At 65.7% G+C, this 9,069-nt stretch carries 8 protein-coding genes; 4 read left to right on the top strand and 4 right to left on the bottom strand.

All coding sequences use genetic code 11. From position 1 onward, the window contains the following. Positions 1–2: 2 nt before the first annotated feature. Positions 3–578, bottom strand: coding sequence for a TetR/AcrR family transcriptional regulator (locus tag AB0O58_RS24135; RefSeq protein WP_027494321.1), 576 nt, complete (start codon positions 576–578; stop codon positions 3–5). 95 nt (positions 579–673) lie between these two features. Between AB0O58_RS24135 and AB0O58_RS24140 the strand changes: the two genes are divergently transcribed. Further along, on the top strand, positions 674–2,071 hold the full coding sequence (locus tag AB0O58_RS24140) for a cytochrome P450 (RefSeq protein WP_322544813.1): 1,398 nt from the start codon (positions 674–676) through the stop codon (positions 2,069–2,071). Here AB0O58_RS24140 and dinB read toward each other — a convergent pair whose 3' ends face one another. After that, positions 2,072–3,304 carry a DNA polymerase IV gene (dinB, locus tag AB0O58_RS24145; RefSeq protein ID WP_322544812.1) on the bottom strand — a complete coding sequence of 411 codons (1,233 nt, stop codon included), beginning with the start codon at positions 3,302–3,304 and terminating at the stop codon, positions 2,072–2,074. It abuts the gene before it with no gap. Positions 3,305–3,438: 134 nt separating this feature from the next. Here dinB and AB0O58_RS24150 point away from each other — a divergent pair, with 134 nt between their 5' ends. From AB0O58_RS24150 to AB0O58_RS24160, 3 genes are read left to right on the top strand one after another with little or no spacing between them, the layout of a single operon-like run. Further along, positions 3,439–5,712, top strand: a complete 2,274-nt coding sequence (locus AB0O58_RS24150) for a bifunctional diguanylate cyclase/phosphodiesterase (protein WP_363799376.1) — start codon at positions 3,439–3,441, stop codon at positions 5,710–5,712. A gap of 11 nt (positions 5,713–5,723) precedes the next feature. Further along, positions 5,724–6,347 (top strand): 5,6-dimethylbenzimidazole synthase, encoded by a 624-nt coding sequence (gene bluB / locus AB0O58_RS24155; protein WP_205912975.1) that lies wholly within the window; start codon positions 5,724–5,726, stop codon positions 6,345–6,347. After that, the gene (locus AB0O58_RS24160) at positions 6,344–7,393 is read left to right on the top strand and encodes a hypothetical protein (protein ID WP_363799374.1); all 1,050 of its coding nucleotides are present in this window, start codon (positions 6,344–6,346) and stop codon (positions 7,391–7,393) included. The genes bluB and AB0O58_RS24160 overlap by 4 nt, the downstream gene beginning before the upstream one ends. Before the next feature lie 4 nt (positions 7,394–7,397). Here AB0O58_RS24160 and AB0O58_RS24165 read toward each other — a convergent pair whose 3' ends face one another. Both AB0O58_RS24165 and AB0O58_RS24170 read right to left on the bottom strand, forming a co-directional pair. Next, the gene (locus AB0O58_RS24165) at positions 7,398–7,910 is read right to left on the bottom strand and encodes a DUF427 domain-containing protein (RefSeq protein WP_032364925.1); all 513 of its coding nucleotides are present in this window, start codon (positions 7,908–7,910) and stop codon (positions 7,398–7,400) included. A 22-nt stretch (positions 7,911–7,932) separates the two neighbouring features. Beyond that, entirely contained in the window at positions 7,933–8,652 is a 720-nt protein-coding gene (locus AB0O58_RS24170) for a DUF2637 domain-containing protein (protein WP_094715158.1), read from the bottom strand. Positions 8,653–9,069: the final 417 nt, after the last annotated feature.

Here is a 9,069-nt window from a genome sequence, read left to right on the forward strand (position 1 = left end):
GGTCACACCTCGAGAAGACCTGCGATCGCCTTCAGGCACAGCTCGCGAACCTGTTCCCTCTTCAGAGTCCTGCGCTCCACCCAGTCGTGACAGACCGCGCGGACGAATGCCACCCACCCGCGGAGCGCGGCCCGGATCATCTCGTCGTCGTGGAACTCGTCCGGCAGCGCGTCGAGAATGCGTTGCTGCTGGATGTCGAACTCGCGCGTGAGAATGTCGTTGATGCGGTCGTCTCCGAGCAGCGCGCCTCGATTGACCGCTCGGACGCCGTGCGCATGCTCGTCGGTGTAGGCGATGTAGGCGTCGAGTCCGGCGGCTATCTGCTCGAGGACCGGCAACGAGGGGTCCGGGGCGGTGACGGCGAGGTTGCGCTCGGATTCGGTGCGCACGATCTCGACGAAGAACTCCCGCTTGGACGGAAAGTAGTGGTACATCAGACCCCGTGAGACCCCGGCCAGGTCTGCCACTTCCTCGATCCATACGTCCTCGTAGGGACGTTCGGCGAACAGGGTCGACCCGATCTCGATCAGCTGCGCACGCCGCTGCTCCGGTGTCATGCGTTTTCGAGGTGTGGTCATGGGGTTTCGAACCTTACTTGACACGAGTTCAACGGTGAGTACGGTCACTATTTGACACCGGTTCAACGAGTCGGTTCGGGGACTGAGGAGCGGCCATGTCGACGGAATTCGCACTACGAGACGGCGCACTACCGCATCCGCCGTATCGATTGCCGATACTGGGCGACGTCATCGGTGTCGACCCGCGCTCGCCGATCCAGGATTCGACCGCTCTGGCCGCACGGCTCGGACCGATGTTCGAGCGCCACATCCTCGGCAAGCGCTTCGTCTTCGCCTCGGGTGCCGACGTGGTCGGCGATCTCTGCGACGAACGCCGCTTCGAGAAGTTCCTGCCGCCGGGCGTCGAGCGCCTCCGCGACATCGGTGCCGACGGCCTGTTCACCGCCTACAACGACGAGCCCAATTGGCAACGGGCCCACGATCTGCTGCGGCCGGCGTTCACCGCCGGAGCCATGCGCGGCTACCACGACATCATGGTGAACGTCGCGGACGATCTGATCGAGCACTGGAGCGAGCGTTCGCGCGACGCGTCGACGACCGATGTGTCCTCGGACATGACGAAGCTGACGCTCGAGACTATCGGACGCACCGGATTCAGCTACAGCTTCGGCTCGTTCACCCGCGCCGAACCACACCCGTTCGTGTCCGCGATGGTCGGCGCACTGACGTACAGCCAACGGCGGGCGTTGGTATCGATCCCGGCGTTCGCCGCGCCGCTGTTCGCCCGATCGGACCGCCGATACGAGCAGAACAAGAAGTACCTGGCCGAGGTACTCACCGACGTCGTACGTACTCGTCGACAGTCCGACGGGGACTTCACCGACCTACTGCAGATCATGATGGACGCGGCGCGCGAGGCCGACAACCCGAATGCCCTGAGCGAAGCCAACATCGGCCACCAGATTCTGACGTTCTTGATCGCCGGGCACGAGACCACCTCTGGTGCATTGTCTTTCGCACTGTACTTCCTGGCCACCCACCCCGAGGTCTTCGAACGTGCCCGGGCCGAGGTGGACGAGATCTGGGGGACGGACAAGCCCGAGTTCGGCCAGGTCCCCAAACTCCGGTACGTCCGCCGAGTCCTGGACGAATCACTGCGTCTGTGGCCGACGGTTCCCGCGTTCGGACGCGGCGCACGAGCCGACACCGTCATCGGCGACGGCTACCCCATGGCGGCAGGAGACTGGGCGATCGTGCTCGCGACGGCCCTGCACCGAGATCCGGTGTGGGGCGATCGGCCGGAGAAATTCGACCCCGACAACTTTCTGCCCGCCCGCATCAAAGCTCGGCCGGCGCACGTGTACAAGCCCTTCGGGACGGGCGAAAGAGCATGCATCGGAAGGCAATTCGCCATCCATGAGGCCGTACTGGTACTCGGAACCGTGCTGCAACGCTTCGATCTGCAGGCCGACCCGTCGTATCGACTGAAGGTCACGGAGCGGCTGACCATGATGCCCGAGGGCTTTCGGGTGCAGCCGACGGTGCGCACGTAGTCAGTCCGGCAGCAGCGGTACCGATACCCCCGGGTCTCGTCCGAGCAGTACCCCGCGCGTCAGCGACGTCGACCCGAACTTCTTGTGCACCCCGTCCAACGCACGGTCGAGTGCCGACGCCTCGGGTGGTCTACGTACCGAGGGGGGGTCGAACTGCAGTTCCAGTTGCTCGGCTCCGCCCCTGTCGATGCTCGAGACCGTCACCCCGACCAGAGTGATGCCCTTCTCCGCGATCAGCGGAGCCGCCTCGTGCAGCAGCTCGAGTGCGGCATCGAGGATGTCCCGGGTGTCGGCGGTGGCGCGATCGAGGGTGTGCGATCGGGTGGCCCGGGTGAAATCGGCAAACCGCAAGCGCAACATCACGGTTCGGCCGGTCCGCTGCGCGCCCCGCATTCGGTGCGTGACGCGATCGACGAGGCCGATCAACGACGCCTCCACCTCGGCCGCGTCGTGCCGCCCGCGGCCCAGGGCCCGCTGGGCACCGATGGAACTGCGCGACTTTCCGGGCTGCACGCGGCGCGGATCTCGTCCCATGGCCAGTGCGTACAGGTGCGCTCCTGCGCCCTTTCCCAACACCGAGGCCAGCGATCTCTCGCCGTAGGCCGCGATGTCTCCCACGGTTCTGATGTCGAGTACGTGCAGCTTCTCGGCGGTGACCTTGCCGACGCCCCACAGCCTTTCGATGTTCAGCGGGTGCAGGAACTCGAGTTCACCACCGGGTGGCACCAACAGCAGCCCGTCGGGTTTGGCGAACGCACTGGCCACCTTCGCCAGGAACTTGGTGGTGGCAATCCCGACGGTGATGGGCAGCCCGACCTGTTCGGCGACGTCGCGGCGCAGTTGCTGCCCGATGTCGAGGGCGCTGCCCGCTATCTTACGCAGGCCTCCGACGTCGAGAAAGGCCTCGTCGATGGAGATTCCCTCGACGAGCGGCGTCGTGTCGTGAAAGACGTCGAACACGTCCTTGCTCGCCTGGGAGTACGCCTCCATACGCGGAGGCACGACGATCGCCTGCGGACAGACCGCCCGCGCCTGCCCACCGCTCATCGCGGTGCGTACCCCGAAGGCCTTGGCCTCGTAGCTGGCCGCGAGTACCACTCCCCCGCCGACGATCACCGGTTTTCCCCGCAGCCGCGGGTCGTCTCGCTGCTCCACCGAGGCATAGAAGGAGTCGAGATCGGCGTGCATGATGCTCGCTTCCCCGCTCTTCGCCTTCCCGGCGCTCGACTCCACGTTTTCATGCTCCCACGAGGCACCGACATCCCCGTTACCTGCATCGAGCCCGAAAAACACCCCGAGAAAGTGACCCAGGTCACCTGATGTGCCATTGTTGAGTCGTCGGATCACGCGAACGGCTGGAGACAACTGTGACGGCCTGGTGGCGGTGGTACGGAGCACTCGGCGTACTCGGCTGCATCGCCTACTTCGCGGTGCCCGACTCCGTCTGGTCGCAATCGATCTTCGTCGTGGTCGGGGCGTCCGCCGTCGCCGCCACGATCGTGGGAACGAGACTGAACCGTCCGCGCAACCGAACCGCCTGGTGGAGCATCGCCGCGGGCACCGCGGTGTGGGTGCTCGGCGACATCGTCTACGAGTGGCTTCACGCCGGCGGGGGCGTCGTGCCTTATCCGTCGCTCGCCGACGCGCTCTACCTCGTCGGCTACCCAATCTACGGTTTCGGACTGTTCCTGTTGGTCCGGCACAAGTGGCGGGCGAGCGAACGCGGCCACATCGCCAACAGCGCTATCGTGATGGTCGCATTCGCACTGCTCACCTGGGTTTTTGCGGTCCAACCGTCGCTGGACGGGGACGGCATCTCCGGCGTCGCCGGGCTGGTCGACGTCGCCTATCCCGCGATGGACATCTTTCTGCTCGGGTTGCTCGCCCACTTCGTCGGGTCTCGTCAGTGGCGGGCACTGTCCTACCGACTGCTCACCGCGGCGGTGGTCCTGCTCGTCGTCACCGACACCGCCAACAACTTCTCCATCGTGTCCGATTCCTCGGCCGACCGCTCGCTGCTCGACGCGGGGTGGACGCTGTCCTACGTGCTCATCGGCGTCGCCGCACTCCACCCGTCGATGCGGAGAATCACCAGCCCCACCATCGAATCCGACGCCCACCTGATGGCGTCGTTCACCACACCGTCCGTCGTCGTGCTGACCGCTGCCACGCTCACCGCCCCCGCCGTGATGGTCGTCGAAGTCGTGCGCGAGAAGCCGATCGCACAATGGGGATGGGCGGTCATGCTGTGCGCGGGCATTCTGGTGGTCCTGGTGATCCTGCGCATCACCGACCTGCTGCGGCTGCTGCACACCCAGACCGTTCAGCTCCGCGCCGTCGCCGACACCGACCACCTCACCGGGCTGGCCAATCTGCGCGCTCTCGAACACCGGATCTACGGCAACGCCGGTGAATCGACGTTGCTGACGGTCGACATCGACCGCTTCACCGAAATCAACGACACGTTCGGACGGGGCCTCGGAGATCAGGTGTTGGCCGCCGTCGCCACCCGACTGCGCACGGTAGGCGACGACGCGATCCTGTTGGCACGCTTGGCCGGTGACGAATTCGCGTTGTGTGGTGAGTCGGATTCGATGGATCCCGCAGCCCTCGCCCGCGACATACTGGAACAATTCTCGACGCCGTTCGAAGTGGGCAACATGTCGTTGCTCATCGAAGCGAGCGTGGGGGTAGCGACGAACGCCCCGGCGCGCGTCGCCGAGGACGACGCCACACCCGACCGTCTGGTGCAGCGCGCCGACCTCGCCGTGCAGGCCGCGAAGACCGTGCAATCGCGCGTCGCGTACTACGACCGGTCCATGGACCGGGACAAGAGCGAGCAGTTGATCATGCTGGGCGAGCTCACCGCCGCCCTCGCGTCGGATCAACTGAGACTGCGCTATCAGCCCCAGGTCGATCTGGACTCGATGACCGTGGTGGGGGTCGAAGCCTTGCTGCGTTGGCACCACCCGAGTGGAGACATTCTCTCTCCCAGCGCATTTCTGCCCACGGCCGAGCACACCGGACTGATCCGCCCACTGACCCGCTACGTCCTCGAGCAAGCCCTGGCGGAACGACAGCGATGGGCAGCATCGGGCCTGAACCTGCGCATGGCCGTCAACATCTCCACTCGAAACCTGTTCGACGACAGTCTGATCTTCCACGTGTCCCGAGTCCTGTCCGAGTTCGATTGCCCTGCAGAGCAGTTGACCTTGGAGGTCACCGAGAGCTCCGCGATGACCGACCCCGCCGGTGCCACGGAAGTGCTGGCCGGTCTGCACGCCATGGGAGTGCAGGTCGCCATCGACGATTACGGCACGGGCTACAGTTCTCTGGCCTACATCGAGCGCCTCCCGGTCCAGGAACTCAAGATAGATCGAACGTTCGTCAGCGGAATGTCGCACAATGCCACTCACGCCGCCATCGTTCGCTCGACCATCGAACTGGCGCGCACACTGGGGCTGTCGGTGACCGCAGAGGGCGTGGAGGACGAAAGGACGGTATCGGTGTTGCGTGAGCTGCGATGCGGACGGGCGCAGGGCTTCCACCTGGGCCGCCCCACCCCCGGCGAGCACCTGCCCGCCCTCGTCGACGAACTGAACGAGAACCTGAAAACTGTTATCGGAGAACGGATATCATGACCGAAGCCACACTGTCGGTATACGCGGCCATTCGATCTCGCCGCGACGTGCGAGCCGAGTTCGACGGAACCGTCGTCGACGACGACACCTTGCGCCGCATCCTCGGCGCAGCGCATCAGGCACCGAGCGTCGGCAACACCCAGCCCTGGGATTTCATAGTGGTCCGCAAACCCGACACGTTGAGCGCCTTCGCCGCACACGTCGCCGACTGCCGACAGGACTTCGCGGACAAGCTCGACTCCGAGCGCCGACAGACGTTCGACCCCATCCGTATCGAAGGGATCGAGACCAGCGGTACCGGAGTGGTGGTCACGTACGACCCGAACCGGGGAGGCCCGCACGTCCTCGGCCGCGATACCGTCGACGACACCGGATTGTTCTCGGCAGTACTGGCCATCGAAAACCTCTGGCTCGCAGCGATAGCCGAGAACGTCGGGGTCGGCTGGGTGTCGTTCTACGACGAGGCGTACCTCACCGAACTGCTCGACATCCCCGCCCCGGTGCGTCCGATCGCATGGTTGTGTGTGGGCCCGGTCGAGTCGTTCCAGGAGGTACCGGATCTCGAGCGATTCGGCTGGCGCACGGGGCGTCCACTGGACGATGCCCTGCACTTCGAGCAGTACCGCCGATCGTGAAAACCGCTCTCGCCGCGGCGACGGTCATGTGCCTCCTGCTCGTGGGGTGCTCTTCTGCCCCTGACGAATCCCCTTCGCCCGCAACCACGCCGGCAACAACTCCGGCAGCCGAACCCGCCCAGGCACCCGATTCTGCCGATCCGGTCGGAACTGTCGTTCCGCTCCCCGGGGCTCCCGAGGGCATCGTCGTGGGGACGTCGGGCATCGCCGCCGCCGGAGTACGCGAGCCCGACGGCGTGGTGCTGTTCGACGCGGCGACGGGTGCCGTCCGGCAGATGGTCCAGACGACGGGCGCACCCCGGCACCTGTCGCTGGCAGGTCCCGACGGCCCGGTCCTGGTCCCGCTCGAAGGCAGTGACGAACTACTCGAAGTGGCGCTGAACGACGGTGCGATCCTGTCCACGGCCACGGGTGTCGGACGGCAGCCGCACGACGCGGTGCTCACCTCCGGCGGCACGATCGTGGCCACCAACGAGATGGGCGGCGGGGTGATCTTCCTGCGCGAGGGATCGGTCTTGTCGGAACTTCCACCGGGCCCGGTCCAGCCCGGTGGCGCTGCCGCTCTCGGCCCGTACGCCGCCGTCGCAGACGTGCAGGGCAACGGTGTGTGGGTCTATGACGGCGCGACCCAGCGGGAGGTGGCGCAGGCCCCGATCGGCGTCAAGCTGACCCACGCCGTGACGGTGAACGAGACAACGGCCGGGTTCGCCGATACCGACGGCGGAACCGTTCTTCTCGCCTCGGTCGACGCTGCGGGGAGTATTCGCCAGACCGCGTCGATCGAGGCCCCGGGAAATCCGTACGGACTTGCCGTCGACCGCGACCGGGCGCTGCTGTTCGTGACGTTGACCGCGTCGAATCTGTTGCGCGTGGTCGATGTTTCGGACGTCTCCGCACCGCGATTCCTGGGCGACGTCCCGACCGTGACACAGGCCAACTCCGTTGCCGTGGACCCGCGCACCGGGGACGTGCTGGTGACCGGCAGCGACCCCGGCGCAACGAGTTCGATTCAGATCATCCCCCGCGCCGAGCTACCAGCGGGGTGAGTGATCACCAGCCGTAGGAGCCTGGGATGCCCTTGAACGGGCCGACCACGTCGTCGGTGATCCAGCCCTCGTAGAAACCGCCTTCTTGCGGCCGGACCGCCTCGCCGTCGATTTCGCAGTCGAGTCGGCTGGGTGAGAACGCGAGGTAGCCGGCGATCTCTGCGAACCGCGGTGTCGGGTTCTCGTAGCTCCACCCCGCGGCCGGTGCCACGGCGTCGCCGCCGTGCACGTCCCAGTAGGTCGCCGCGCCCTTCCATTCGCAGTGCGTCGACCGGGCCTCGGACGGCGTCAACGCGCCGGGAACCACGTCTGCGGGCGAGATGTACCAGGTGGGCGGATGGCTGGTTTCGAGCACTCGGTACGCGGCGGTGGTGCGCGCGACCACCTCGCCGCCGAGCCGGACGACCAGCGAACGGTTGGAGGACTCGAGCTTCGGTGGACGGGGGTAATCCCACACCGACTCCTGACCCGGCTTCGGCTTCTCGGGAACTACGGATCTCGGCAGATTCTGGCTCATCACTCGATGGTGCCACCGGATGTCACGGAGCGTCGACGGGATAGAGATCGTCCACCCGTTCTTCGTCGAGAATCCAGCGATCGACGTCGTCCAATGGTTCGACCGTGCGCACGGACGTGAACGGAATATCGCGCGCCGGCGAATCGCGACGAACGTCCTCGACGGGTGCGGCCGGTACCGGGGTGGATGACACAGCAGACGCGGGCTCAGCCGGTTCCGGTCTCGGTTCGATCCCGGTCTGCAGCGGCACCACGTCGGCGGCCACGGTGTCGTCGTCTGCCTGCGTGAGGCTTCGGGCGTCGTCCGGGATCTCTGGATTGTTCGGCAGTTCGGCCGGTACTCGGACGAGGATGCCGAGTCCGTGTGTCGCGGCCAACAGACTGACCGGGGCGACCGTCGCAATGGCCGCCGATAATGCCGGATGCAATGTTCCGGCGTCGGAAATGAAGGCGTGCATGGCATTTGCACCGATACTGACCAGAGCCGCCGTGATCAACACGCCCCAGAAGAAGCGTCGGCCACTGCGTTGTTCCTCGAATTGAGCGAGTGCGATGACGGAGATCGTGGCCTGCAGAATTGTGCCGTCGACGATCACGGGCCACAGCCAGGACAGCGATCGCGGGACGCCCGCCATCGTGGCGAGATCCCACAGTGCGGCGAAACTCAGCACGAACGACGCGATTCCGATGACGGTGGTGATGACGACCGCACTGACGAGCGTCGCACGCAGGACCTTGTTCATGGGTCGTCATGAAACACGAGCCCACCGACAGGTTCGGCGACGAGCACGCTGGTGGCCCCGAATCCAGTGCGCAGATCACGTCCGGCACCGTGTGCTGCACTCCACCTCGATACTTCCGATCACAGCTCGGACGAGTGAACGCTCGATGATACCGAGGCAATCCACTTCCAGTCTGCGCCTCCGTCGCCCCACCTTTTCCACACGCGGACCATGTATCCAGTTGGAAGCAAAACCATTATGGCCACCAAGGAGCACAACGCCCGGGATGGACCCCTGCGACTGAGCGTGCGAGAGCGTCGAGCAACGCAATGGAGATACTGCCCTAGTTGTAATGAGCAGGGACGTTGTGGACGGCGTGGCAGCGACAGATAGGTGAGGACCTCCGGTATCGGTGTGGTTACCACAACTGCACCGACA

It is taken from the genome of Rhodococcus sp. NPDC080181, assembly GCF_040702225.1.
Classification (GTDB): Bacteria; Actinomycetota; Actinomycetes; order Mycobacteriales; family Mycobacteriaceae; genus Rhodococcoides; species Rhodococcoides fascians.

Coding starts and splice junctions, on each gene's coding strand:
- AB0O58_RS24140 (WP_322544813.1), top strand. CDS start 674: ATGTCGACGGAATTCGCACTACGAGACGGCGCACTACCGCATCCGCCG.
- AB0O58_RS24135 (WP_027494321.1), bottom strand. CDS start 578: ATGACCACACCTCGAAAACGCATGACACCGGAGCAGCGGCGTGCGCAG.
- AB0O58_RS24165 (WP_032364925.1), bottom strand. CDS start 7,910: ATGAGCCAGAATCTGCCGAGATCCGTAGTTCCCGAGAAGCCGAAGCCG.
- AB0O58_RS24170 (WP_094715158.1), bottom strand. CDS start 8,652: ATGAACAAGGTCCTGCGTGCGACGCTCGTCAGTGCGGTCGTCATCACC.